This is a genomic window from Bdellovibrio bacteriovorus, from assembly GCF_041888015.1.
Lineage (GTDB): Bacteria > Bdellovibrionota > Bdellovibrionia > Bdellovibrionales > Bdellovibrionaceae > Bdellovibrio.
The window spans coordinates 402,205-426,095 of sequence record NZ_CP168968.1 but is presented as its reverse complement, the minus strand read 5'-3'; the positions used below and the strand labels follow the sequence as shown (position 1 = coordinate 426,095).

Below are 23,891 nucleotides of genomic sequence, written 5' to 3'. Positions count from 1 at the left end.
TTCACGACTACAGGGCTCCGTATTTCTTAAGCTTGATATAGGCCTTTTTGTAGTATTCCCCATCAGGAATATCCATTTCCAGAATCTTTTTCCACTTATCCTTGGCGCCAGCTTTGGCCTCACCACCATCGACATTCCCGAAGCTTTCTTCAAGAATACCTTCCTGATAAAGAGTCATCATCTGCTTACGCAACTCTCCGACATAGCGCTCAATTCGATCTGGCAGTTCATCATTGGTAGGGTCCAAAGAACGGGCCTTACGCAAAGACTGAATCGCACCTTTCAGGTTCTGAGCCTGATAGTATTTTTCTGCTTCCGTCTGCAGCGTCGCGGTCTTCGAATTCATCATCTGACGAATCGAAGCAATCGTTCGTTTGGATTGCCCTTTATAGCCATTCGGGTCCGGCAATTGCGCATCAATCACCTTTTCATAGGCAGCGATAGCATCCAATGGCTTTCCTTTTTTATGAACAGCCTGGGCCCGATCATAAAGGCCCTTCATTCTGGAAACCAAGCCCTGATAAGCTGCCCGCTCCGCTTCTTTGGCTTCGCGTTGTGCGTTCAGCATGTCCACCTGGGCTTTCAGATCCATAATACGCGGATGCTCAGGATTGAACTGCAGCACCGGACTTAGGCAGTCTTCGATTTCCGCAGCAGTGATCATCGGATTGATCTTCTTCTGACATTCCGCCACCTGCTTTTGAATTTTTTCTTCCGCCTCTATCTTGGACTTTTCAATCTCCGCCTGACGACGTTGCTGTTCCTGAATGAAAATTGCTTCTTTGGACAAGCGCTCAATTTCACGGATGTCTTCATAGTCCGGCACCAGCTCCTGAATCTTGATGATTTCATCCTGGGCCAGTTGATACTTACCCTGCATGTACAGGTTTTTAGCATCCTTATAACGCTGACGAACCAATGCCTGCTGTTCAGGCTTCAACTTCGCAAACAGATCCGCAGGCGAGCCTGGTGCGGCGATTCCCTGGCCCGGTTGCGCCGGAGGTGCTTTGGTTTCATTGCCACTGAAAAGATAAGCCACGGCCACCAGCACCACGGCACCGATGATCATTTTTGGACGGTGCTTCTGGAAGTCAAACTTCCCGGCAGCGGCCTGAGGATACGGTTGTTGTCCTGGCATGGAGGCACCCATTCCAGGATATTGCATCGGCTGCTGATATGGCATGGGTGGCATCGCCCCTTGATAAGGAGCCATCTCATAGGACTGCTGCTGATATTCCATCGGCAGACTTTCCTGAGAGGTCGGCACCAAAGGATTAGGTGGCGCCACACTGACCAATTCCATACGACTTTGGAAGCTGGCATCGTGCAATTCAAAATAAAGATAATTTTCCAACACACTGATAGCGTCACCACTCTTAACCGGTGTCATATCCGTGGAGGAAATGGGATTTCCGTTTAATAGCGTTCCGTTCACACTGCCCAAATCCAGAATCACATACTGGGAACCGGCCCGGCGAATTTCAAATTGCCGACGACTGACCCGCTGGTCACGAATTTGAATATGACAGGATGGATCCCGCCCTGCCACCCAGGAATCCCCGGCATCCAGACGGATCATTTCTTTGGCTTCGTTCTGACTGTCCACAATTTTGATGAAGGCCGCAGTGGGCGCAACACCGATCATGGTTTTTTCATCACTGCCTTCAAAGGATTCTGCATGGGCGTCCGTCAAAGCCGGCAGGTTTTCACCTGTCGGTACTGCGGGCTGCTGCTCCTCATACACCGGGGCTTCCGCCACTGTATTGAGGAAATCAAACTCATAGGGAGGAACGGAGAACTGACTGCCATGCTCTAAAGCAAACTGCTGAACCTGCTCGCCGTTATAGACCACTTCTCCATAGCGGGAAACCACTTCCACATTCCAGGTTCCGCCGGAATTAAAGACCTTAAAGTGCTCTCGCGAAATGCCTTTTTCCGGCTGCAACACAATGTCACAATCCTCTTTACGGCCTGCCACGTAAGAACGGTCTTCACTTAAATTTACTTCACAAACTGTCTTGCCACGAAGGCGAACCCGAAGCAGTGCCATTAGTATCTGCCCTCCAGGTTCAAAGTACATTCTTCATAATACTGTTTAGCTTCCTTAAAGGAAGGATCATCCTTCCGATGCTGAAGCATTGTCATCACGTTGGAATAATTGGACTGGCACATTCTCCAGTTCTTTTTCTCTCGGTAACGGTTGCCCTGAATCATGTTGAATTTCACCAGCTCATCAAACTTAATCTTCGACAAATGGAAATAGCGCTTCGCCAGCTCGTTATCCGGATCCAGATTCAACACCACCTGGAACGCTTCACGCGCACGGGCATACTGACCCTGCTGGAAGTCGCGGAAGCCCTTGATAAAGTTTTCCTGCGCACGACGATACTGGATGGAATCATACTTTTCTTTTTTTACTGTCAACAGTTCCTGCGAACGTTTTTCAGCCTCTGCCACGTCAGCCATCGACAAAGCCGAAGTTCTGAAAGCATTGGCATCTTTTTTCGGCTTGGAATCCCCCGAGAACAGGAAGAACCAGGCCGCAAAACCAATCGCCGCCACGATTCCATAGAAGCGAACCTTCGGATTTGACAACAAACCACCACCCACAGGAGGCGGCGCCATTGTACCCATAGTCGGCCCACCCATACCACCTGACGGCGGTGGCGTGTAACCCCCGCCATAACCCATCGGCTGTGCCGGAGGCATGGACGGATTTGGCATCGAAGGCATTGGACGAGGCTGCTGATAAGCCGGCATCTGCTGCGGACGCGGTGTCGCCACAGGCGTCGGAACCGGATTCGGCGTCAGGAAGGACGGCGGAGGCGGCGTTGCCGCCACCGGAGCTGGGGTCGCACGAACTTCCGGCACTTCTGCGCGGAACAGAATTTCTGTCTCACCAATCTGAATCACCGAATCGTTGGTCAACGGCTCGGATTGTACGTTCTGGCCATTGACCATCACGAAGTTCTTCTGACTCAGATTGACGAGCACAAATTCATTGCCACGCTGTTTGATTTCCGCGTGCTGACGACTGACGCGCGGGTCGCTGGAAAGAACAATGTCATTTTCCGGACCACGCCCCAGCGACACGGACGCCTTCGAGAACGAAAGCTTCACACCGCTATGAGGCCCTTTGATGATCTCAATATCGAATTTCAAGGCATCTTTCATTGAAGGGGCTGCACTCATCAAGAGCCTCCTTCAGTTGGTGATACCGTAATCACAAAGTAATCCACTTCAGGCCCGGTACACATGGCCTGACAGCTTAAAATGCAAAGATGTCCGCTGAACTCCAGTTGATCCGTGTGAATGCCACGTGTGTTTTCACGCGAACGAAGCATCAGACCCTCAATATTCTGCTGAAGAGCCGCATCTGGAATAGCCTTGTAAGGCTGCCCTTGCAGTTGTGCCATTTCCGCACGTGCGACCGCCAGGAAGGATGGGTTGCAGGCCACAATGCGGCCTTCTTTAGAGATAGTCACACACGGGAAGCCCACGATTTGCACCAGATTTTCCGCTTCCCCGTCTTTATTAACAAAGCCCGCGCCCCCTGAGCCGCTGTCATTGTCACCGTGAATATAGCGAGTCAGAAGGCTGTTGATGTTACCAATCAACGCTTGCAAAGGAGGGAACTGGAAATCCACAGCCGTATTGTCTGTCTTTTCACGCATGGCTGTATCCAACTGGGCATTGAGCGCCACCAACGGATACTCGATCAGCTTATACATAAAGTAATAAATCAAAAGACCCAACAAAGACGCGATCACCAAAGTCTGCATGAACAAACTGATGGCCCGACCGTCATCGAAAGCCAGACTGCCCACATCATAAAGCACAATGGCATGCGCCTTCACAGACTGTTCGCCCGTATTCGGATCGAACAAGCCAATGGGGAAGCTGGCACCAATGGTGGAAGAATCCACCTCCACAGCCTGCGGTCTCATTTCCCGACGAGCGGTGTGCACAAACGGAAGATCCGGTGTTGTTCCCGCACGGGAGGCTGGTGCCAGAATCATTCCATCTGCCTGCTGTACAATCAGAACCTGCTTCACACCGTCCTCGGCCTCAGCAGCGTTGGTCGTCAATGATGAATAGCTGTTCTGGATCAACGCCGACTGATTCAACGTTGCCACCGTACGAGCGATGGAGGCTGCACGTCTTTTACTTTCATTGATAATACTGGCCCGGGTGATCTGCACCATCGGGATCATCGACAGCAATGTCGTTGAGAAGATAAACAAAACCACAAAGCCCAAAAGGACCATCTTCATTTCCACAAACTGTGGCAGACGATAAACCCCTGGCAAAGCCACGCGGTCCATATAGTCATTGAGCTTATCCATCAAGCCACGGAATCCCCCCTGCTGGAAGGCTGGCGCAGGCGCCACTCCCGGCGAAGCCATTCCCGGCATTCCCGCCATCGGTTGTGGCATTCCATGAGGCATCCCCATAGGCTGCTGTTCCGGCATTCCCATCGGCATTGCCGGTGGCATCTGTGGAGCCGCCCCACCGCCATAGTAAGGCATCGGCGCTGGCGCATTAGTCTGAGCCGGACGCTGAGGACGGGCTTCTGGCGATGGGATCACATCTGCGATCACATCATGAATTCCCAGCTTGTCCCCCAAGCGCATCACACCACTTTGCATACGGACACCGTTTAAGTAAGTGCCGTTGCTGGAACGTAAATCCGTAATCACAATCTTGTCTTTGTAAACTGCAACTTCGGTGTGTTCTTTGGAAACACCCGGACTTAAAAGCTTAATATCACATTGCGGAGCCCGACCGATGAGGTTCTTCCCCATCTTCAATTCCACAACTGAGCCGGCTTGCGGGCCGGTCAAGATCCTAAGCGCCCACATAAAGTTGATCTCCCACGCTGACGTTCACTTTGCTGACGGTTCCCGCTGCCATTTCAATCACAGATGCGGCTCCCCACACTGGCAAAATCAATCTCCAAGGTCGCACATCCTTGCGGATGGCCCGAACCTTCAGGTTCTTGTCCACAAACACACAATCAATGGCAAACTTCATAAAGAACGTGTGAATGCTGTTGCAATGATGAATCCACAACGCCTGATGGGCTGGAAGATCCTCCCGCCCCAAAAGCCCTTTGCCGCGACTTAGGAAAGTGGATGCCACTTCCAAGTCCGCGATCAGGGTCTGATTTGTGGTTGTGTTCATCAGTTTAAACATCACTATTTACCACCATACATAAAGGACACTGCCACCGGCCCAAAGACGACAATGAAAACCGCTGGCAGAATAAACAGCATCAGCGGAAGCAGAATCAACTGGGACGCCTGGGCTCCGGCCTTTTCCGCACGAACGAATCTTTCCAGACGCATCTGCACAGACTGATCTTTCAAAACCTGAGAAATACTGGCCCCGGTCGCCTCGGCATCCACCAAGACCGCCACGAAGCTGGTAACCTCATTCATGTCCAGTCGTTCCGCCATCTCTTTCAAAGCCTGAGATTTCGAGGAACCGATTTTGATATCTTTCAAAACAATTGAAAACTCATCAGCCAGAACACTGTCCGTGCCGCGCGCTTTATCCACGATCTTCTGAATCGCCGAGAAGAAATCCAACCCGGCCTCTACGGAGAGAGCCAGAAGATCAATAAAGAACGGCAGATCCGCACGCACCGAAAGCTCACGACGCTTCTTTTCACCTTTAGCGTGAATCTGCGGCAGATAGAAACCAATCAACCCCATCCCGATCACCACGGGAACAGACAGTCCCAGCTGCAACGAGAAGTTCATAATCATCAGGAAGATCGGGAACATGATTCCCCACAGAAGCTGAAGGCCAATGAACTCATCCTCGTTCAGCTCTGAAGACAGGCCCGAGGTTTTGATATATTTGCTGACTTTTTTGCGATAGGACTCACTGCGAATCTTCATCGCGTGCTGCAAAGTGAACTGATGCACCAACGGACGCGAGAAGTTGATTACCGGATTTTTGGATTTCACCGGCTCATCATTATTCGCCCACGACAACTGCTGCTTGTCGGAATTGCTTGCAAATATCGAACTGACAAATAGGAAGACCGCAACTCCTGCGAGCAGCAATCCCAGAATCAGCATTAACTCTGCACTTCCCATTTTCGCCTCTTCGTGTTCAAGTATTCCTATGAAGCCCTTAATCCTTGCCTCAGAGTCCCCGCGCCGAAAACAGCTGCTTAGTGAAGCTGGTTTTTCATTCGACGTGGTGCCAGTTAAAATATCGGAAATTCCCAATAAAAACCTGAATGTAAACGAGCAGATTTTAGATATTGCCCGTCGTAAGGCGAGGGCTGCTTTGCCTCTGCTAAAGGCCAGCCGCACAGAGCCCTTTATCGTGCTTACAGCCGATACAGAGGTGATTTTTGGGGGTGGCCCTCTGGGGAAACCCCAGGATCGCGAGGATGCCTTCCGAATTCTCAGGCTTTTGTCTGGGAAATATCATGAAGTTCTCACCGCCGTGTGCGTGGTCGAGTCCAGCACCGGCAATGAGCTGTCTCATGTTGAGACGACCAAAATTTATTTCAAAAATCTGAGTGATGCTGAAATCTGGACCTACATTGACACCGGAGAACCGATGGATAAAGCCGGAGCCTATGGAATTCAAGGCCAGGGTCGAGCCTTCGTCGAGAAAATCGACGGCCCCTTCGACAACGTCGTTGGCCTGCCTGTCGAAGCGGTGAAAAAACTACTGTCCAAAATTTAAACGCTCAGAGTTCTCTGGGGCAGCAGCACAAACCTCTGGTATGGTGGCTCATCATTTTCCACCGGAGGTCGTTCATGAAACGTTCCGTTTCTTTTGCTCTGGCAGCGCTGACTTTGGCTGCCGCAACCACACAAGCTCAGGAAGTTTTGCCACAAGCCCCTTCCGCTCAAGAACTTATTGAACTTCAGGCCGAAGAAGGTCTGAAACGCATGCAGGACTATGATGATACCTGGGGCATCTGGGATGTGCTCAAGCCGCGCAACAAGTGCAAATATGCCATTCAACTTCCTGATCCCGTCACTCGCGGAACTATCGCACTAACCTTTGATGACGGCCCCAACCCTGCAACAACTCCACTGATCTTGGAAGTTCTGAAAGCTCACAACGTCAAAGCCACTTTCTTTATGTTGGGAAGTGCCATCAAAGGCAATGAGACACTGGTTCAACGTGTTGTGAATGAAGGTCACCACATCGCAAACCATTCTTACAGCCACCCGAACTTCCACGATGTGGGTTCATCCAAAGCGCAATCCGAGGTTTCCGCCACGGACCGTCTGTTGCGTTCATTCGACCAACCGGTTTACTTCCGTTATCCGTATGGAAATTCCACTTGTTCTGCCAATGAACTGATTGAATCACTGGGCTATCACATCACAGGCTGGGACATTGATACCTGCGACTGGGCTTATGCTGATGGTTATGTAACCGACAAAGAAAACGCAACCTGCCAAACACCCGACAGCCTGCGCCGGGATTATGCCGGTCACGTTATGCGTGAAGTGGCAAAAACTCAAGGTGGTGTCTTGCTGATGCACGATGTGCACAGGAATACCGCACAAAGCCTGGATCGCCTGCTGACCATGCTGGAACAAAAAGGCTATCGCTTTGTTACTTTGGATGACCGCAATATCTTCCCAAAACTGAATCGCTAATCACGAGGATTCAAGAACGCTGGGTCTTCCTAAAAGACCCGGCAACACCTTAATGTACTGAAGATGCCGGATCAATCCGACCTCGCTGGCAACAGAGACTTCATTCAGCAATTCCACAATCCGCGTCCATGGCCGGAAATCCCAGAATTTCTTTTTCAACGCCCTCGTCTTGCCTGATCCGGTGATCAGCAAGGCTAACATACCACTGACCGCGCGAATAAAGGGCGCGAAGGAAGATCTGTTTTTAAGCTTGATAAGTAAGTGCAAATCCTGCCCGTGAGTCACAATCTCACGAATGGAAATCTCATATTTTTTAGCCTGACTTTTCACGACCCGCTGAATAAGTCGCCGATTTCTCACGGCCTTCAAAGACCATTCGTCACGCGCCTGCTCAGAATGCAGGGCCACATGAATCCCCTTTTTCAAAGAAAGAGGCCGCGCTGTTTTCGCGTGGCTCTTCTTCAAAAGCGTACCCCCGAACTGCTTTAGAGAAAACAGTCGGGGGTCATCTATCCGGGTTGTAGCTCTTCGGGAGGAGCGTCTCATGCATCATATTCTACCACTATTTCACACATCGTCAACAAAAAAGTAGCTATGGTATTTATATGGACAAAAAGAATCGGCTTCTGCTATGAAATAGTCATGGAATTAAAGGCTATTATTCAGAAAGCTCAACCGGCCCAGGTGCTTGCGGTCTCAAAACTGCAGCCCGCAGATAAAATTCGCGATCTTTACAACAAAGGACAGCGGCGCTTTGGTGAAAACTATGTTCAGGAAGCTTTGGAAAAACAAAAGACTCTTGCCGATCTGCCAGATATCGAATGGCACCTGATCGGACATTTACAAAAAAATAAAGCGAAGATGGTGGTCGGGGCTTTTCATCTTATTCACTCGGTGGATTCGCTAGAACTGGCGCAGGCCCTCAGTCGCCAGTGTGAAAACAAAGGCGTTCAGCAGAATATTCTGATTCAGGTCAACCTGGCACTGGAGGAATCCAAAGAAGGTTTTTCAAAGACAAAAATCCTGGAATACTGGACACCGCTGACTCAACTACCCCACTTAAGGATATTCGGCTTTATGACCATGCCCCCGTTAACCGAAACCGGGGCCGAGGTACGTCCTTACTTTGTGGAGCTGCGCGAGCTGCGTGACCAACTTAAAACAATGACGGATCTTCAAACTCATCCACTGACCGAGCTGTCAATGGGCACGAGCCACGACTATCCTGTTGCTGTTGAGGAAGGCGCAACAATCGTACGGCTCGGGACTATTTTATTTGGCGAACGCCCCGCCAAAGGGTAGGATCACTATATGAATCCCTTGTTGAAATCGCAAAAAGTCGGCTTTCTCGGGGCAGGAAATATGGCGCAAGCCATGATTAAAGGTCTCATCGAAGGAGGCCTGCCTGCCAAAAACATTTACGCTTCCAACCGCTCCGAAGGAAAACTTCACAAACTCGCAGAGACCTATCATATCAACCCGGTGTTGAGTAATGATGAACTGGTGGAAAAATGCGATATCATTATCCTTGCCATTAAACCGCAGGATCTTTTGAACGCTTTGGAACCCGTCACTCGCAGCTTTGATGAACACAAAATCGTTATCAGTGTTGCTGCCGGAATTCGCATGGAAAAGCTGGAACGCTATGTTCAAGGTGCGCGCCTGGCTCGTGTGATGCCCAACACTCCATCCTTGATTGGTCGTGGCGTGATTGGCTATCTATTAAACGATGACGAAGATGGTGGGCTGGAAGCAACGGTTGAGGACCTATTCACCCCACTTGGACGCGTTATCCATGTCGGTGACGAAGATCAATTTGAAGCCCTGATGGTCTCCTGCTCCAGCGGAACCGGTTTCGTCTTTGAGATGATGATGTATTGGCAGGACTGGATTGAAGAGCATGGCTTTTCTGCCGAAGAGGCCCGCCTCATGACTATTGAAACATTTGTGGGAGCATCCCTTCTGGCCGCACAAGCCCGCGAAGGAGTTGAAGACCTTCAGGCTCGCGTCACCTCCAAAAAAGGTGTCACGGCCGCTGGACTTCAGTCCATGAGAGAACTCGAGATCGAACGCGCTCTTCGCATTAGCTTTGAAAAGGCCGCGATGAGAAACAAAGAAATGGCCCGGGAAATCAAATAACCTTGCGCGGATACAGACTCGGCCTTTATCCTTAATTCATATTTGTTCAAGGAGGAACAAGATGAGAATTACTCCTATCGACATTGCTCACAAGTCTTTTGGTAAAAAGATGATGGGACTCGATGCTGACGAGGTTATGGATTTCCTCCAGCAGATCGCGGCACAAATGGAAGCTCTGATTCAAGAGCGCAACACTCTGAAAGAAGCCATCCGCGAAAAAGAACTTTCCTTGATGGAATACAAAGAGCGCGATCAGGTTTTGAAAGAAACTATCGCCACGGCCACTCAAATGGCAGATCGCCTGCGTCAGGATGCTGACCGCGAAGCGAAGTTGATTATTGCTGATGCTCAACAGAAAGCAGAAATCATCACTCGCGATTCTCGTGATTCCTTGAAAAAAATGTATCAGGAAGTCACTGATCTAAAACGCGCGCGCATGCAGTTTGAAGCCAACCTGAAAGCTTTGGCACAAGCTCACCTGTCCCTGCTGGAACAAGGCGAGAAGTACATGCCTCAAGCACAGCTTCCCAATCACAACATGGTGAATGGAAATGGCAATGCAGGCCGCTCTCCTAACGTTTCTCCGCTTTCTGCAGAGTAATTCCGGTTCCTTTCATGATTGAATCAACAAAAGGTGGAGTCCGACTCCACCTTTTCATTCAGCCCAAAGCCTCCAAAAACGAAGTTGTGGGACCCCACAACGGCGAAATCAAAATTAAAATCACAGCTCCCCCCATTGACGGCCGCGCCAACGAAGGCCTGATTGAATTCATGTCCGATCTTTTTGATATTCCGAAAAGAGATGTCTTACTGATCAAGGGCGATACTGGCCGTCACAAGGTTGTCGAACTTAGCGGCCTGTCGGAAGAAACTGTCCGGGGCATTCTGAAAATTCCCCGTCAACTTTAGCGACGTCTTTGCTTCTTATTGGATTTCAATTCAATTTGGAATTCCGTATCGTCCAATTGCTGCTGCAACTGATCCGGCTGAACACGCGGACGTTTTTTCGACTTGGTCGGGCGTGGTTTGAACAGATTCTGATCCACACCATCATTAAGCTGCTCCTGGAAGCGGCGAACTTTTTTCTCGGAACTCATTTCGCTTTCTTCATACATATTGGAACGGTAATTCGGAACGGGATTGGCGACCGGAGCCACGTACTCCTGCTCTGAATAACCCTCACTCATGTCGAAGCTGTAGCGCAAAAATCCACCCACATGAAAACCGGCAGCGGCATTAGAACCAGTGAGAGTTGTTCCACCATTGACCTGCAATGTCCAATTTGGCGTCATCAACCAGGTCGCATAAAGCTGCGAATCCATAAGATTGGGCTTCACCCCATAGAATTTCATCGAGCCCGCATTGACCCCGCTAATATAAGAGGTGCGCAGCGCTGCTGTCACATCGGTCGTGTCGTCCGAAACACTCTGATATCCGAACAATTCGCCACCCAAACGGAAACGATTCATTTTGAACTGCGCTCCCACGCCCCACGGCATCAGAAACGAACGGCCACCGCCACGGAAGTTGAACCCCAACCAGCCGTAGCCACGCATGGCTCCAAAATCCTTTTGAGCGATCAAACGGGAGCGAACCTCAAAAACCCCTTCGGAGTTCAACACGGTATCCGAAGCAGGATCCACTTCCTCAAACGGCATGACCGCGATGACTTCAGGAATCAACTGGAACATGTCTGAATACATCAGGAAATCAAACCCAACAGCCGCCTCGCTCAAAGAGCTGTTCGCACGACTTGCAACAGAATCTTTACTTTCCGCATTGGAAACCGTTCCCCAGCCAAAAACAGACCAGTTTTTTTTAGGGGTATAACGAGTTCCAAAAGACGAGTCCAATAATGAAAAACTATTTCCACTGGGTAAACTCTGGCTGCCCCCGCCAGAAGACGGATAATTGGCCTCAGAATGGAAGTAATTCGCTGATGCCTCAAAATCCCAACGATCCCGTTGGAATTCCTTGTAGTTATCCACAGCCAGAGCTGGCAATGAAATCGAAAAAATACTTAGGAAGACAATCGCCCACCGCTGAAGATTATTTGCCATTTTCATAACTTCCTAATATTAACAAGCCTATGACGGCGACATCAAACAAATCACAGCTAGCGATCATCTTTTTCACTGTTTTCCTGTATTTAGTGGGCTTTGGTGTAGTTATTCCGATTCTCCCTATCCTCAGCCGCAACTTCGGTGCTACGGCCCTTGAAACAGGTTTGCTGCTTTCAGTGTATTCACTCATGCAGTTCTTGTTCTCCCCTTTCTGGGGCCGCCTCAGTGATCGCTATGGCCGTCGCCCCATTTTGCTGTTCTGCCTGGTTGGCGAAACCTTTTCATACATTATGTTCGCCTGGGCACGCTCGCTGGAATGGCTGTTCGTCGCACGTCTTCTGGCCGGGTTCTTTGGAGCCAGCCTTTCCACGGCGTCGGCTTATATCTCTGACATCACTCCCAAGCATGAGCGCTCCAAGGGCATGGCATTGATTGGTGCCGCCTTCGGCTTGGGCTTTGTCTTCGGCCCGGCATTGGGCGGAGGCTTGGCCGTATGGGGTCAGCACATTTCCTCTGCACCTCATTTTGACACTTCCTTTGCCTCGTACTGGGTGGCAGCCCTTTGCTTTGCCAACTTCCTGTTCGGACTCAAGTTCCTAAAAGAATCCTTAAGTGAAAAAAGTGAATCCGCGGCCAAGAAGAAACGCTTTTCAATTATGTGGCAGTATCTGAACAGAAAAACCGTCGGCCCCCTGATGGTCATATTCCTGCTCAGCTCTTTGGCGATGTCTTCCATGGAAGCCACTTTGATTCTTTTCATGGGAGAAAAATATCAGTGGAATGTAAAGCAGGTCAGCTTCGGCTTTGCCTATATCGGACTGATCATCATCTTCACTCAAGGTTTTTTGGTACGCCGTCTATTGCCGAAATGGGGCGAGCGCAAGGTCTTACGTTTGGGAATCCTGCTTTTAGCAATGGGCCTGACCGGAATTGCGGTAGTGGATTCCATCACTGGCATGGCCATCACCATGACACTGCTGTCTTTGGGTAACGGTCTTGCCAATCCATCCACTTTGGGAAGCATCAGTCTGCTTTCGGATTCTTCAGAGCAAGGGGCTGCGATGGGAGTTACACAAAGCATGGCTTCTTTGGGGCGCATCTTAGGCCCGGCACTGGGCGGAGCTCTTTATGGGGCCGTTGCAATCACAGCGCCTTTCTGGGCCTCCGGAGTCATGGCCTTCGCCGGACTTGCGATCGTTATTATCATTTACAAACTCATTCCTGAACACGGGCGCGTAGGATAATTACTATGGAATTCAACTCTATTGGTTACTTTCAATTCGACAATCTGATCCAAACACGCACACCATTTTTATTGGTTATTCTTGATCAAGCGGACCTGTCCGGTTGGTACAAAAGTGTGACCAAGATGCATTTGGACAATATCAGTCTCCACTGTCAGATGGACAATGTGTTGGAATCGGTAAAGTCCAAGAACCTTCCGCCGCACTTCGCCGTTGTTGTTTTGGATAAGGATGAAAAATCCAGCCCCGGGGTGGTCACGCAGCTTGAAGATGCCGGATTCATTAATAGTTTCTTTGTCAAAGGTGGCATGGAAGGCCTGCTAAAAGAACGTCAGCAATAATTTGACATAGAAGCCATGGCTTTTGTTAAAGCCTTGTTGTTGATTCCTGCAGTTTGTAACATACTAGCTACATCAAAACTTAAAACTTTAAACAAGGATGTACCAATGAAAAAGTTTTTGATCGCAGCTATTGCAACGACAGTGGCTTCTACCGCTCACGCCGGTTCTTTAAATTTGGATCTGCGTGCTGACTACAACTCCACAACATACACTGACTCTACTCAGAAAGACTTCACGAAGTTCTACTTCAAAACAGGTCGCTTGGATTATCAGGGTAAAGCCAACGATGATCTTTCCTTCCGTGTACGTCTGGCTTTCAACAAGGATGCCACTCGCCTGAACACTGACAGTGCGCAAACTGCCGTAGAGTATGCATTCCTGACTCACAAAATGTCTGAATACTTCTCTCTGTCAGCAGGTCGCTTCAACACTGAATTCGGTGGTTTTGAAGGCGCAACAAGCGGCGCAGACCTTTACTTGACCTCTCAGTTCTACACTCGCAAAGGTCCAAATGGAAATTTGGCAGCTGGCGTATTTGGAACTGCGGACCTTCTATATATGACTGGTGCGAAGGGAACATTCACTTTCGGAGACCAGACTGTTCACATCTTGGGCACAAACGAAAAGTTCAAGGAAGCGGGAACTCCAATGGATCAAAACCAATCCATGTACGGTGCGATCTGGAGAGGCGCATTCATGGACAAGTCTTTGATGACCAACTTGTCTTATCACACAATGAACGGTCCTGCTGATGGCGACACAAATCAGTTCATGGCAGCGGGCGTGATGTGGAACGCTAAGCCGGTTATGGTTTCCTTGGATTACCTGATGTCTGAATTCAAAGAAGATGCTTCTGGCGACAAAGACACTGTGACATCCATCGTGGCAAAGTTTGCTTACTCTGGTTGGGAGCAGTGGACACCTCGTCTTGAAGTGGTTTCTTCAGAAGAGAAATTGGAAGCAGCTACTTCCGTTACCAACAAGTTCATGGGCTACGGCGCGGTTCTGGAGTACAAACCATACACTGACGTAAACTTCCGCTACCACCTTGCCTACAACTACCAAAAAGAAGAACTGGATGCTGGCGGCAACGACCCGGTTTCTCAAGAGGTCGTTCTGGGTGCTCGCTTGATGGCGGACTTCCTGAAATAGTCCCTGACAACATAGACTTAGATCGAGGGAGGCTTTCACGCCTCCCTTTTTTTATTTCAACCTACGCCCCTATTTCGCACCGCTCCTCATGATCCATGCCTTCACGGGCACTTTGACCCAGATTCCTTCATTTGGCCTATCCCAAAAAGCTTGAATTTGTTAGTCTCTAAGGGTTAAAAACTCAGGGATTTCATGTCCTTAAACCTGCAGAGGTCTTTACAAATGTCAGAACAGTTATCAGATCGTTACAATCCCGCAGATGTTGAATCGCGCACATATGAATGGTGGGAAAAAAACGGCTACTTTAAAGCCGAAGATCAATCCACCAAACCTCCATTTTCTATCATCCTTCCTCCCCCAAACGTCACGGGCTTCCTGCACATGGGTCACGCCTTGGATCACACGATCCAGGACATGTTGATTCGCTGGAAAAGAATGAATGGCTACAACACCATGTGGTTGCCAGGGACTGATCACGCGGGGATCGCGACTCAATCCGTGGTTGAACGTGAATTGAAAAAAAGAAAACATCACTCGCCATGACTTGGGCCGCGAAAAATTCGTGGAAAAGGTTTGGGACTGGAAACACCAGTACGGCAACCGCATCTATGGCCAAATGCGCCGTCTGGGCGATTCCTGTGATTGGGACCGTGCTGTCTTCACATTGGATGAAGGCGTTTCCAAAGCGGTTCGCAAAGTCTTCGTGTCTTTGCACAAAAAAGGTTTGATCTATCGCGGTCAGCGTCTGGTGAACTGGTCCGGTCCTCTGGAAACGGCAATCTCGGATCTGGAAGTTGAACACAAGCAGATCAAAGGTTCTTTGTATCACATCAACTATCCCTTGGAAGATGGTTCTGGCTTCCTGACCGTGGCAACAACACGCCCTGAAACCATGCTGGGGGATTCTGCCCTTTGCGTTCACCCCGACGACGAACGCTACAAGCATTTGATTGGCAAGAATGTGGTGATTCCTTTGATCAACAGAAAGATCAAAATCATCGCTGACACTTATGTGGATCAGGCGTTCGGTTCGGGCGTGGTGAAAATCACTCCGGCTCACGACTTCAACGACTATAAAATCGGAAAATCCCACAATCTGGAATTCATCAACATTCTGACTAAAAAAGCAGATTTGAATGAAAACGCGGGTGCCTACCAGGGCTTGAAAGTTCAAGAAGCCCGCAAGCGCATTCTGGAAGATCTGAAAGCCCAGAACCTTCTGGAAAAGGAAGAGCCTCACGTTCACTCTGTGGGTCACTGCTCTCGTTCCGGCGCGGTTGTTGAGCCTTTCTTGTCCGAACAGTGGTTCGTAAAAATGGAAGCCTTGGCGACTCCGGCAAAACGCGTGGTTGAAAGCGGCACCATCCGCTTTGAGCCTGAGTCTTGGACCAAGGTTTACCTGCACTGGCTGAATAACATCGAAGACTGGTGTATTTCCCGTCAATTGTGGTGGGGCCACCGTATTCCGGTTTGGTATTGTGCTGACTGCAACCATCAGACAGTGGCTGAAACGGATGTGACAGCTTGTGAAAAATGCGGAAGCACCCAATTGCATCAGGACGACGACGTTCTGGATACATGGTTCAGTTCTGCATTGTGGCCGTTCTCCACAATGGGCTGGCCAAATGAAACTGAAACCTTGAAGACATTCTACCCAACCAGCTACCTGGTGACAGGTCACGATATCATCTTCTTCTGGGTGGCTCGTATGATCATGATGGGTCTGGAGTTCCAAAGAGACGTTCCATTCCGCACAGTCTACATCCACGGTCTGGTGCGCGATTCTCAAGGTCGCAAGATGTCCAAGTCTTTGGGTAACTCCATTGATCCGGTGGAAATGATCGAAAAGCACGGTGCCGATGCTTTGCGCTTCACCTTTGCTGCGCACTTGTTCTCTGGAAAAGACTTCAAATTCAGTGAACAGCGCCTGGAAGGCTATCGCAACTTCATGAATAAGATCTGGAATGCGGCCCGTTTCGCCCTTTCCAACCTGTCTGATTTCAAGGTTCCTGCTGAAGGCGTGAAAGCTCTGCCAAATCAGGCGCACATCAGTGTGTTTGACCAGTGGATCATTACAAAGCTTGCTGAAGTGACCAAAGAAGTTGAAGAAGCGATGGAGCAGGAAAGATTCTCTGACGCTTCCATGGCGCTTTATCAGTTCATCTGGAATCAGTTCTGTGACTGGTATATCGAATTCACAAAACCGATTCTAAATGGCAATAATGCTGAAGAAAAGGCTGCAACACAGTTGGTGATCGCTCAGGTTCTGAATCGCATCACCCGCCTGTTACATCCGTTTACTCCGTTCATTTCTGAAGAGATCTACCAGAAGCTGCCAATCAAAGGCGAAGCGTGCATTACCGATCAATATCCAAATGTGCGTAACGATAAGGACTTCCTAAGCCTGGGCTCGACCCAAGCTGCTTTGGAAATTGATATCGTGAAGGAAGTTATCACCGCCATCCGAAACATTCGTGGTGAAAACCGCATCAGCCCGGCGGTGAAACTGAATGTGCGTTTCGGTGTGACCAATGATCAGACTCAAAAGATCCTGGGTAACAACCGCACCGCTTTGATGACCATGGGTCGCCTTGAAAATATGGAAATCGGAGCCGAAGGCAATATGATGAAATGTGCTGTTGCGCCGGTCGTGGTAAAAGATGCCAGCGTGAAAGTGATCATTCCATTGGAAGGCCTTGTGGACTTTGATGAGGAAATCAAACGCATCAACAAATCCATCGAAAAGCTGACCAAAGATATCGGTCTGCTGACAGGCAAGCTTTCCAATGAAAAGTTCGTGGCAAATGCAGACGAAGACGTCATTGCGACAGACCGAGCTTTGTTGGCGCAATCCAAAGTTCAGTTGGATTCACTGCGCGATGCTTTGACCCGGTTCCAGTAAGGCCCTAAAAAAACACAAATCCTCCGCGATTGACGTCACGGAGGATTTTTTTTGCCCAAAATCAGTAGCCTCTGCGTGCCCGACGCGAAGGACGACGGTGTTTGCGACGTGGTTCTGCCCGTTCTTCCCGACTGTCGAAGTCAATATCATCACTGCCATATCGGTAGTCAAAATGACGGTCAAAGTGAGGATCCAGTTGCGGATGAGAAGCCTCATAGGAGTGGCTATAACCATTCTTCTGCCGTTCAGCCTCAAAAGAATCCCAGAGTGCTTGTTTTAGCTCCCCCGAATCCGCTGATGATCGAGGGTCGCTGCGATCCCGGTAATTAGCATAGTCCTCTGGAACTTGAGATTCCCGGCGAGGTCGTACATATCTGTTCTGAGGAGGCGGAGGAGGTGTCCGCGAATCATATTCATCTATGAATTCGCCGTAATCTCTTTCTGGCTCTTTTCTGCGAGAATCGTCTCGTCGCCAACGATTCGACGGCTGCATAAAAACCTCCTTGTTTGCGGGACAACCTCTATTTTAAAAGTCAGCCGACACCTGAACAAGAAAGCAAAGGGCCCTTTGCTAAAGCAAAAGGCCCCATCTCGTAATTCAACATTTCATCCGGGACCTTTAGTCCCACCAGTAATATGCATACCCACACAAGAGCAAGCCCACAGCCCAGTTCATCAGAGCTCCCCGCACAAAGTAGGGATACACCATCAAAGCGACACCAACATATTTAAAACGCTTTTCATCTTTATACTTCCCCTGGCGATACAGCCACCAGCCGATCAAGCTAAAAAGCAAGCCAGCAACCAGACTCCAGCCATCAAAGGAAAGATCCAACTGATCCAAGGGCAAATCTTGAATGTCCACAGATCACCCTTATTTACACTGACATTGGAAGGTCGCGGATTTATCAGCCCCCGTGCAGCTGTAGGTCGCCCCGTCGTGCATCAACTGGAAAGAAAAAATCTTCCCGTTTTTTTCCACCAACAAAAGATCGTCCCCATTTTGATAGAAAATTCTGCGCGACATGGAACGCCCGACAACTTCACCATCAGCTTCCAGACTGGCCAACAACGTTTCAGACGGATTGATTTTTTGTTCTTTGGAAAGTGGCAGCTCTTTGCGAGACCCATCCGCCGCGTAAGAGAAATACTGAAGTGAACGCGAGCCCTCAGGATCACCAACACGTTCCAGATACAGACGACGAAGCTCTCCGTCTTTGGTTCTAAGATCCGTCGCCACCCACTCTTCATCCTGAGTAACGACATCTCCCAAATCCGCATTGATAGACTGATTGAAGGTATCAAAGTTCACCTCCACACCAGGATCCAATGGCTTCACGATCATATTCAGACAAGTTCCCATTTCTTTGATTTTTTGCTGATACAGCTCAAACTTCTGGGGATCTTCCATCTCTGTCGGTAAAAAGCCTGTCGCTGCCGGCGCTGACGGAGCTTCCATTGGAGGCGGCTCTGCCTTAACCGCTGCTTTTGCATCAGACGCCGACGAAGCCGGAGTGCCCAGAGTTTCTGGCGCAAGCTCCGCCCCCTCTTGCCCCGCATCCCTTTGCCTGTGGCAGTAAGAGACAATAAGAACGATAGCGACGATGAGACCTAAAAACAAAGCTGATTTCTTATTCATACCTTCAGTTATCGACTGATATGGACAGAGACGTCAATGGGTACAAACTGTGGCAGTGAAATTCCTCGGAATTTGAACTGAACCTGCAGATTATCAAAGTACTTGGCCACAACCGCACAGCCCGGCCCCTTCAACGCCACGTACATCAGATAATTGGGCAATCCGGGCTCATATTCAAAATGCCACTGACTGACCTGCTGACAGGATTTACTGGCTTGAGGGTCATTGGATTCAAAAAGAACTTCAGTGGCGGTCCCGAAAGAAATGGACTGATTGATCAGCTCTGCATCCGCCGTCGACAGCACCAGGCCAATACGCAAAAGAGCCACCTGGGTCAGAGGATTCCATAGAGATGAATATTCATATCCTTGCTCTCCCAAAGACTGGATACGGAAACTCATTTGCCCCTCTGAAGGAGGAGTCATCGTATAGCCTTCCGCTGACCATAAGACCGCCAGAAGCATCACCACAAACATCAAATATCGCATGATTCCCCCTCATGTGAAATTCGTGAAGTGACTTCTTTTTATTCGGCGACAGGTTCAAAACGCAAGAAAGGGATCTTTTCAGATCCCTTTCTTGAAGTCATTTCAGCTGTGGTGACAAGTTTGGGCTTACTTCAGCAAGCCAATCTCACGCAGTCGCTGCATCAAGAAATCCTGACCAGTAATATCAGGGTACTTCGCGCCTGTCCCTTTACAAGACGGCAAGCAGCTTAGCATTGCATCCGGATGCGGGTGCATGAAGAACGGCATGGAATAACGACTTTGATTTGTACCATCTTGCGGATTGATCACGCGGTGAGTGGTGGAAGGCAAAACATCATTCGTCAGACGAGCCAACATATCACCGACGTCCACGATCAAAGTGTCTGGTTCAGAGTCAATATCCAACCAAGTGCCGTCACGGTCTTTCAGTTGCAAGCCAGAAGCGGTCGCAGCTGGAAGAATTGTAATGAAGTTGATGTCTTCATGAGCCGCTGCGCGAACACAACGAGGGTCCACACCTTCAGGAATTGGTGGATAATGCAAAAGTCTCAGGATGGAGTTTCCATCTTTAGTCATTTTGGCAAAGAAGTCTTTTTCAACTTCCAAAGGCATCGTCAATGCTTCCAACATCACATCGCCCGCCTCTTCCAAAGCGGCATACAGTTTGGAGAAGTGAGCTTGGAATTCCGGCAATTCAGACGGCCATACGTTGGCAGGGTAAACCGCTTTCAAAGCGCTGCCCTCAGAAAGCTCACGGCCCACGTGCCAGAACTCTTTCAAGTCCATCACCGGGGAATCTTTGGCGTGCTCTTGACCAAATGGTGTGTAACCACGCTGGAAGCCCGCCTTTGGAGAAATATAGGATTTTTTAATTTCAGTGGGAAGAGCGTAGAAATTCTTAAGAATGTCGTAGGCTTTGTGCAGATCTGCCGCTTGAACGTTGTGATCTTTAAGAATGATGAAGCCGTATTCTTTCAGGCCTGTGAAAAGCTTGTCGATGAACTCAGAGCGTTCAGCTCCAGTTCCTTTGGTGTAACTTGCAAGGCTCAATGTTGGCACTTTACGAAGAGTGCTGTTTTCAGAATGAGAAGCAGTTTCCGTTGTTCTCACGATTCCTCCCTTGTATTGGTTCAGCTCGGACTGTAGCCTGCTGCGCAAATAAAAGGCAACAGCAACTAATTATGCATAAAAAGAATATCTAGCACTCTCACGTGAGTGGGGCTTTCAAACTTGAAATGGATATCGCCATCAAACAAACGAACCGCGTGCGAGCTTCTATAAGGGGATTGTCCCTCTTCAAAACCACGATACACCACAGGGCGCGGGTCCAATTTTAAAGTCTCTTCGATAATTTCTCGCAAGGCCTTGTCGGGATTCTGACTTTGCCATTCCTGTAAAAGTTGCTCGGCCTTGTCGTCAAATGTCACTTCGATAGGGTTCTTGGCAATCTCGGCAGGCCAGCCTGTTTTGGCATTGGGAATCGCTTCAACTTCCGGCAAATAGGGTTTGATATCCAAGATTGGTGTGCCATCCACCAGGTCCGCACCCGCAACGACAATACCGTCTTTTTCAACCCTCACCAGCTCTACCAAAGACAAACCAATGGGATTTGGACGATGAGGCGTGCGAGTCGCAAACAACCCCATACTTTCCCCACCCAAGCGGGGCGGATGCACTTTCGCATGGAAGCGAGCAACCTTGTTCTGATGGAAAACCCAGATCAGCCACACATGACTGAAGCCCTCCAGCCCTTGCAAAGATTCTTCGGGCTGAAGATCCGCACGAATCTTCAAGCGCGCCTGAGCCTGCTTTACCAAGCCAGGCTGTCGCGGCGTTCCAAATTTATCTTTAAAGCAGGACTCTAAGTAGCCAATCGGTTCCATACGCTAGCCCGTACCTTTGCGGAACATTGCGCGTCAAGGACTTTCGAATTACAGACTGTTTTCAGATGACATGAGCACTTGAAAGCATAAGAAAGAGGCAAAACAAACAGCCATTAGGAGGCTTCAAATATGAAACAGCTTATTTTGGTAGCTGCTCTGACTTTGGGAGCAACAAGCTTTGCATTTGCAGGTGAACTGGACAACGAGTCTTCCGTCACCAACCAATCCATGAACGGCACTGTCGTGATCCGCGTGGATAACCGCAACAATCAAACAGCAGTCCTGGCTTCTGAAACAGCCGTGACTAGCAACGCTCAAGCACAGGCTTTGGCACAAACAGGTTCTTTCGAGCAAGCAGCCAACGTGCGCAGCGAGCTTGATCAAGACGGTGGCGCTTCCAGCTGGTACTTCTACAGTGGTTACAGCTACTACAGCTATGTTTACTGGTACGGCAACTGGTACACACCCTACTATACGTACAACTACGGTTACTATTCCTACTACTATTACTCTAACTACTATTGGTAAAGCGTACGGCGGCCTTCCTGGCCGCCCTTAGGAATGGGGATCTCCGCTTGCATCGACACGGGCTCCTGCCCTCGCCAGCCTGCCCGCTCTTTGAGCGGTCAACGCGTCCGCTGGCTGGAGGTCGATTCCAGCGGAGATCCCCATTCCTAAGGGCTGAAGTAAGTCCTGGTTCTTGCACTTCGAAGATGGTGATAGGGGGAACTTTTATGAAAGTTTTTGTTTTTTGCGCTTTGATGCTTGGTCTGACGACAGCTTTTGCGTCTAAGCCTTTTGCCAATACTGATTCTTTGAAAAATTCTTTGGGCTTTACTCCGTTCTACTCGGCTCAGAATCCTGGGCGTAAGCTGAAGGTTGCTGTCCTAGACAAAGGCTTCTTTGGGTATGAAAAAGAAATCGGCAAGACCTTGCCTGCGGGGACTCGTTATGTGGCAGGTCCCGTTGCCAATCCTGAAAATCTGCAAGTCGTGCATGGCTTGAAGATGGCGCAGATTCTGATTTCCATGATGACCAACGATATGAAGGCCGCACAGTGGATGCCGGAGCTGACGCTTTATAATGCTTTTGGCTTTTCCAATTTCAAAGCGGCCATCGATGATGTGATTGCACGCCAGTATGACCTGGTTCTTTATTCCGAAGTTTGGGAATACGGTGGCAACTTTGATGGCGGTGGTTTTATCAATGCGGAAGTCAATCGTGCCACGCGTGCTGGTGTGATCTGGGTGAATGCAGCGGGGAACTTTGCGCTGACCACTTATAATAGTCCAATCACAACAGGTCACGACAACTGGGTACAGATGCCAGATCAAAACAATGCCCTGGCTTTGCGCTGTCAGGCGGCGGCTGGCAAGAAGTGCTCTGCGAAAATTGTTCTTTCCTGGAATGACTTCAAAGACGATGTTGAAGAAGGCACCAGTAAAGATCTGGATCTGGCTTTGACCGACGACATGCTGAATGTGATTCAAAATAGCGCCTTAAAGCAATCGGACAACCGCAATGAAGCTCGGCCGGGGTTCTCTAAATATCCACGCGAAATCATCTCTATGGATTTGCAGCCAGGTCTTTATTTCCTGCGCGTGAAAAATCGTTCCAACAACTTCACTCAGCGTGATCAATTGCGTATCACAGTTGATGGTGAAGGTTTGGTGATGCCTTCTCACTCACGCGGTGAAACATTGTTGAATCCCGCAGACAATCCCACAGTAATTACTGTCGGCACGAGTGACTCTGATCGTTCTTCAACATCCTTCTTCAGAGACAAGCCCGATCTTTTGGCGCCTTCTTCTGTGAAACTGGAAGATGGCACTGAATACCGTGGCAGTTCCAATTCAGCCGCGATTGTCGCTGCGGGCCTGGGGCTTTTAAAGTCCCGCGAACCGCGAATGACTCGTGTGGATCTGCTGAATGCCGTCAGCTCCAAGCACAATTGGGAACAACGAGGCCTGTCTTTGAATCTTTTGGGTTTCGGCCCCACTGGTCCGAACTGCTTTGTGGACGTGACCTTCAACCCCCTGCCTGAACAAATCCGTGATGTTGTCGGCCGTGGTGGTGTGCCTGTGCAAACAACGGCTGCCATTCGTGTGATGGTTCCCTTTGATCCGATTCTTTTGAATACGCAACTTCGCCGAAATCTTTTGAACGACATGATTGTGGCGATGCCTCAAGGTGGCTATGCCATCTATCCTCGCAGAGCGATGATTCCAGCTGGCGCCGTAGAGGTCTTCCAACGCCCACTGGAAGCGGGACTTTGCCGTCCTACTCCCGTGAATGGAAAGAATTTTCATCTCTAGGTGACTGACACCAGCAAGTCTTATGGCTGCTGCATAAAGTATTAATTTGAGTGTCTAAACAAAGCCCCGTAGTCTATCAAGG

24 protein-coding genes and 1 pseudogene are annotated in these 23,891 nt (G+C 49.4%); 12 read left to right on the top strand and 13 right to left on the bottom strand.

All coding sequences use genetic code 11. From position 1 onward, the window contains the following. Window positions 1-7 precede the first annotated feature (7 nt). The 5 genes from ACES2G_RS02145 to ACES2G_RS02125 are packed head-to-tail and all read right to left on the bottom strand — an operon-like array spanning window position 8 to window position 6,107. Window positions 8-2,050, bottom strand: coding sequence for an FHA domain-containing protein (locus ACES2G_RS02145; protein WP_374001190.1), 2,043 nt, complete (start codon window positions 2,048-2,050; stop codon window positions 8-10). Then, window positions 2,050-3,192: an FHA domain-containing protein gene (locus ACES2G_RS02140; protein ID WP_374001189.1), complete on the bottom strand. Its 1,143-nt coding sequence runs from the start codon at window positions 3,190-3,192 to the stop codon at window positions 2,050-2,052. The genes ACES2G_RS02145 and ACES2G_RS02140 overlap by 1 nt, the downstream gene beginning before the upstream one ends. Next, window positions 3,192-4,805 carry an FHA domain-containing protein gene (locus tag ACES2G_RS02135; RefSeq protein ID WP_374001188.1) on the bottom strand — a complete coding sequence of 538 codons (1,614 nt, stop codon included), beginning with the start codon at window positions 4,803-4,805 and terminating at the stop codon, window positions 3,192-3,194. Before ACES2G_RS02135 ends, ACES2G_RS02140 begins: the two co-directional genes overlap by 1 nt. A gap of 43 nt (window positions 4,806-4,848) precedes the next feature. Continuing rightward, on the bottom strand, window positions 4,849-5,196 hold the full coding sequence (locus ACES2G_RS02130) for a DUF192 domain-containing protein (RefSeq protein ID WP_347356234.1): 348 nt from the start codon (window positions 5,194-5,196) through the stop codon (window positions 4,849-4,851). Window positions 5,197-5,198: 2 nt separating this feature from the next. Beyond that, a complete protein-coding gene (locus tag ACES2G_RS02125; protein ID WP_347356020.1) occupies window positions 5,199-6,107 on the bottom strand; it encodes a type II secretion system F family protein in 909 nt (302 codons plus the stop codon). A gap of 28 nt (window positions 6,108-6,135) precedes the next feature. Between ACES2G_RS02125 and ACES2G_RS02120 the strand changes: the two genes are divergently transcribed. After that, on the top strand, window positions 6,136-6,711 hold the full coding sequence (locus ACES2G_RS02120) for a Maf family protein (protein ID WP_347356018.1): 576 nt from the start codon (window positions 6,136-6,138) through the stop codon (window positions 6,709-6,711). A 74-nt stretch (window positions 6,712-6,785) separates the two neighbouring features. Then, window positions 6,786-7,643, top strand: a complete 858-nt coding sequence (locus ACES2G_RS02115; protein ID WP_347356015.1) for a polysaccharide deacetylase family protein — start codon at window positions 6,786-6,788, stop codon at window positions 7,641-7,643. Here the strand turns inward: ACES2G_RS02115 and ACES2G_RS02110 are convergent, their stop codons facing one another. Next, window positions 7,644-8,108: a hypothetical protein gene (locus tag ACES2G_RS02110; protein WP_347356013.1), complete on the bottom strand. Its 465-nt coding sequence runs from the start codon at window positions 8,106-8,108 to the stop codon at window positions 7,644-7,646. It abuts the gene before it with no gap. A 177-nt stretch (window positions 8,109-8,285) separates the two neighbouring features. Between ACES2G_RS02110 and ACES2G_RS02105 the strand changes: the two genes are divergently transcribed. The 4 genes from ACES2G_RS02105 to ACES2G_RS02090 all read left to right on the top strand — a co-directional run bounded on the left by ACES2G_RS02105 (window position 8,286) and on the right by ACES2G_RS02090 (window position 10,691). Then, the gene (locus ACES2G_RS02105; RefSeq protein ID WP_347356011.1) at window positions 8,286-8,945 is read left to right on the top strand and encodes a YggS family pyridoxal phosphate-dependent enzyme; all 660 of its coding nucleotides are present in this window, start codon (window positions 8,286-8,288) and stop codon (window positions 8,943-8,945) included. A gap of 9 nt (window positions 8,946-8,954) precedes the next feature. Continuing rightward, the gene (locus ACES2G_RS02100) at window positions 8,955-9,782 is read left to right on the top strand and encodes a pyrroline-5-carboxylate reductase family protein (RefSeq protein WP_374001185.1); all 828 of its coding nucleotides are present in this window, start codon (window positions 8,955-8,957) and stop codon (window positions 9,780-9,782) included. A 61-nt stretch (window positions 9,783-9,843) separates the two neighbouring features. After that, a complete protein-coding gene (locus ACES2G_RS02095) occupies window positions 9,844-10,383 on the top strand; it encodes a DivIVA domain-containing protein (RefSeq protein WP_374001184.1) in 540 nt (179 codons plus the stop codon). A gap of 14 nt (window positions 10,384-10,397) precedes the next feature. Next, entirely contained in the window at window positions 10,398-10,691 is a 294-nt protein-coding gene (locus ACES2G_RS02090; RefSeq protein WP_347356007.1) for a DUF167 family protein, read from the top strand. Here the strand turns inward: ACES2G_RS02090 and ACES2G_RS02085 are convergent. Next, window positions 10,688-11,842 carry a hypothetical protein gene (locus ACES2G_RS02085; RefSeq protein WP_374001183.1) on the bottom strand — a complete coding sequence of 385 codons (1,155 nt, stop codon included), beginning with the start codon at window positions 11,840-11,842 and terminating at the stop codon, window positions 10,688-10,690. The genes ACES2G_RS02090 and ACES2G_RS02085 overlap by 4 nt on opposite strands. 29 nt (window positions 11,843-11,871) lie before the next feature. On the opposite strand from ACES2G_RS02085, the gene ACES2G_RS02080 reads away from it, so the two are divergent. The 4 genes and pseudogenes from ACES2G_RS02080 (at window position 11,872) to ACES2G_RS02065 (ending at window position 17,484) form a co-directional block, all read left to right on the top strand. Continuing rightward, window positions 11,872-13,089 (top strand): MFS transporter, encoded by a 1,218-nt coding sequence (locus ACES2G_RS02080; RefSeq protein WP_347356004.1) that lies wholly within the window; start codon window positions 11,872-11,874, stop codon window positions 13,087-13,089. A gap of 5 nt (window positions 13,090-13,094) precedes the next feature. Further along, complete coding sequence (locus ACES2G_RS02075) at window positions 13,095-13,430, top strand: rhodanese-like domain-containing protein (RefSeq protein WP_347356002.1); 336 nt, start codon at window positions 13,095-13,097, stop codon at window positions 13,428-13,430. A gap of 105 nt (window positions 13,431-13,535) precedes the next feature. Next, entirely contained in the window at window positions 13,536-14,582 is a 1,047-nt protein-coding gene (locus ACES2G_RS02070) for a porin (protein ID WP_347356000.1), read from the top strand. A gap of 222 nt (window positions 14,583-14,804) precedes the next feature. Continuing rightward, window positions 14,805-17,484: pseudogene (locus ACES2G_RS02065) on the top strand (valine--tRNA ligase). Between the two features lie 61 nt (window positions 17,485-17,545). Here the strand turns inward: ACES2G_RS02065 and ACES2G_RS02060 are convergent. The 6 genes from ACES2G_RS02060 to tsaA all read right to left on the bottom strand — a co-directional run bounded on the left by ACES2G_RS02060 (window position 17,546) and on the right by tsaA (window position 21,494). After that, a complete protein-coding gene (locus tag ACES2G_RS02060) occupies window positions 17,546-17,977 on the bottom strand; it encodes a hypothetical protein (protein WP_347355998.1) in 432 nt (143 codons plus the stop codon). 126 nt (window positions 17,978-18,103) lie between these two features. Further along, the gene (locus ACES2G_RS02055) at window positions 18,104-18,349 is read right to left on the bottom strand and encodes a hypothetical protein (protein ID WP_347355997.1); all 246 of its coding nucleotides are present in this window, start codon (window positions 18,347-18,349) and stop codon (window positions 18,104-18,106) included. Window positions 18,350-18,358: 9 nt separating this feature from the next. Beyond that, window positions 18,359-19,123 (bottom strand): hypothetical protein, encoded by a 765-nt coding sequence (locus tag ACES2G_RS02050; protein WP_374001182.1) that lies wholly within the window; start codon window positions 19,121-19,123, stop codon window positions 18,359-18,361. Between the two features lie 8 nt (window positions 19,124-19,131). Continuing rightward, window positions 19,132-19,611: a hypothetical protein gene (locus ACES2G_RS02045; protein ID WP_347355995.1), complete on the bottom strand. Its 480-nt coding sequence runs from the start codon at window positions 19,609-19,611 to the stop codon at window positions 19,132-19,134. A gap of 126 nt (window positions 19,612-19,737) precedes the next feature. After that, a complete protein-coding gene (locus ACES2G_RS02040; RefSeq protein ID WP_347355994.1) occupies window positions 19,738-20,721 on the bottom strand; it encodes a 2-oxoglutarate and iron-dependent oxygenase domain-containing protein in 984 nt (327 codons plus the stop codon). Between the two features lie 65 nt (window positions 20,722-20,786). Further along, window positions 20,787-21,494, bottom strand: coding sequence for a tRNA (N6-threonylcarbamoyladenosine(37)-N6)-methyltransferase TrmO (gene tsaA, locus ACES2G_RS02035; protein ID WP_347355992.1), 708 nt, complete (start codon window positions 21,492-21,494; stop codon window positions 20,787-20,789). Window positions 21,495-21,623: 129 nt separating this feature from the next. Here tsaA and ACES2G_RS02030 point away from each other — a divergent pair, with 129 nt between their 5' ends. Next, a complete protein-coding gene (locus ACES2G_RS02030) occupies window positions 21,624-22,022 on the top strand; it encodes a hypothetical protein (protein ID WP_347355990.1) in 399 nt (132 codons plus the stop codon). A 206-nt stretch (window positions 22,023-22,228) separates the two neighbouring features. Beyond that, window positions 22,229-23,809, top strand: coding sequence for a S8 family serine peptidase (locus tag ACES2G_RS02025; protein ID WP_374001178.1), 1,581 nt, complete (start codon window positions 22,229-22,231; stop codon window positions 23,807-23,809). Window positions 23,810-23,891 lie beyond the last annotated feature (82 nt).

Coding starts and splice junctions, on each gene's coding strand:
- ACES2G_RS02070 (WP_347356000.1), top strand. CDS start 13,536: ATGAAAAAGTTTTTGATCGCAGCTATTGCAACGACAGTGGCTTCTACC.
- ACES2G_RS02095 (WP_374001184.1), top strand. CDS start 9,844: ATGAGAATTACTCCTATCGACATTGCTCACAAGTCTTTTGGTAAAAAG.
- ACES2G_RS02130 (WP_347356234.1), bottom strand. CDS start 5,196: ATGTTTAAACTGATGAACACAACCACAAATCAGACCCTGATCGCGGAC.
- ACES2G_RS02105 (WP_347356011.1), top strand. CDS start 8,286: ATGGAATTAAAGGCTATTATTCAGAAAGCTCAACCGGCCCAGGTGCTT.
- ACES2G_RS02080 (WP_347356004.1), top strand. CDS start 11,872: ATGACGGCGACATCAAACAAATCACAGCTAGCGATCATCTTTTTCACT.
- ACES2G_RS02060 (WP_347355998.1), bottom strand. CDS start 17,977: ATGCAGCCGTCGAATCGTTGGCGACGAGACGATTCTCGCAGAAAAGAG.
- ACES2G_RS02075 (WP_347356002.1), top strand. CDS start 13,095: ATGGAATTCAACTCTATTGGTTACTTTCAATTCGACAATCTGATCCAA.
- ACES2G_RS02145 (WP_374001190.1), bottom strand. CDS start 2,050: ATGGCACTGCTTCGGGTTCGCCTTCGTGGCAAGACAGTTTGTGAAGTA.
- ACES2G_RS02045 (WP_347355995.1), bottom strand. CDS start 19,611: ATGCGATATTTGATGTTTGTGGTGATGCTTCTGGCGGTCTTATGGTCA.
- ACES2G_RS02030 (WP_347355990.1), top strand. CDS start 21,624: ATGAAACAGCTTATTTTGGTAGCTGCTCTGACTTTGGGAGCAACAAGC.
- ACES2G_RS02100 (WP_374001185.1), top strand. CDS start 8,955: ATGAATCCCTTGTTGAAATCGCAAAAAGTCGGCTTTCTCGGGGCAGGA.
- ACES2G_RS02135 (WP_374001188.1), bottom strand. CDS start 4,805: ATGGGGAAGAACCTCATCGGTCGGGCTCCGCAATGTGATATTAAGCTT.
- ACES2G_RS02025 (WP_374001178.1), top strand. CDS start 22,229: ATGAAAGTTTTTGTTTTTTGCGCTTTGATGCTTGGTCTGACGACAGCT.
- ACES2G_RS02140 (WP_374001189.1), bottom strand. CDS start 3,192: ATGAGTGCAGCCCCTTCAATGAAAGATGCCTTGAAATTCGATATTGAG.
- ACES2G_RS02115 (WP_347356015.1), top strand. CDS start 6,786: ATGAAACGTTCCGTTTCTTTTGCTCTGGCAGCGCTGACTTTGGCTGCC.
- ACES2G_RS02090 (WP_347356007.1), top strand. CDS start 10,398: ATGATTGAATCAACAAAAGGTGGAGTCCGACTCCACCTTTTCATTCAG.
- tsaA (WP_347355992.1), bottom strand. CDS start 21,494: ATGGAACCGATTGGCTACTTAGAGTCCTGCTTTAAAGATAAATTTGGA.
- ACES2G_RS02125 (WP_347356020.1), bottom strand. CDS start 6,107: ATGGGAAGTGCAGAGTTAATGCTGATTCTGGGATTGCTGCTCGCAGGA.
- ACES2G_RS02050 (WP_374001182.1), bottom strand. CDS start 19,123: ATGAATAAGAAATCAGCTTTGTTTTTAGGTCTCATCGTCGCTATCGTT.
- ACES2G_RS02085 (WP_374001183.1), bottom strand. CDS start 11,842: ATGGCAAATAATCTTCAGCGGTGGGCGATTGTCTTCCTAAGTATTTTT.
- ACES2G_RS02120 (WP_347356018.1), top strand. CDS start 6,136: ATGAAGCCCTTAATCCTTGCCTCAGAGTCCCCGCGCCGAAAACAGCTG.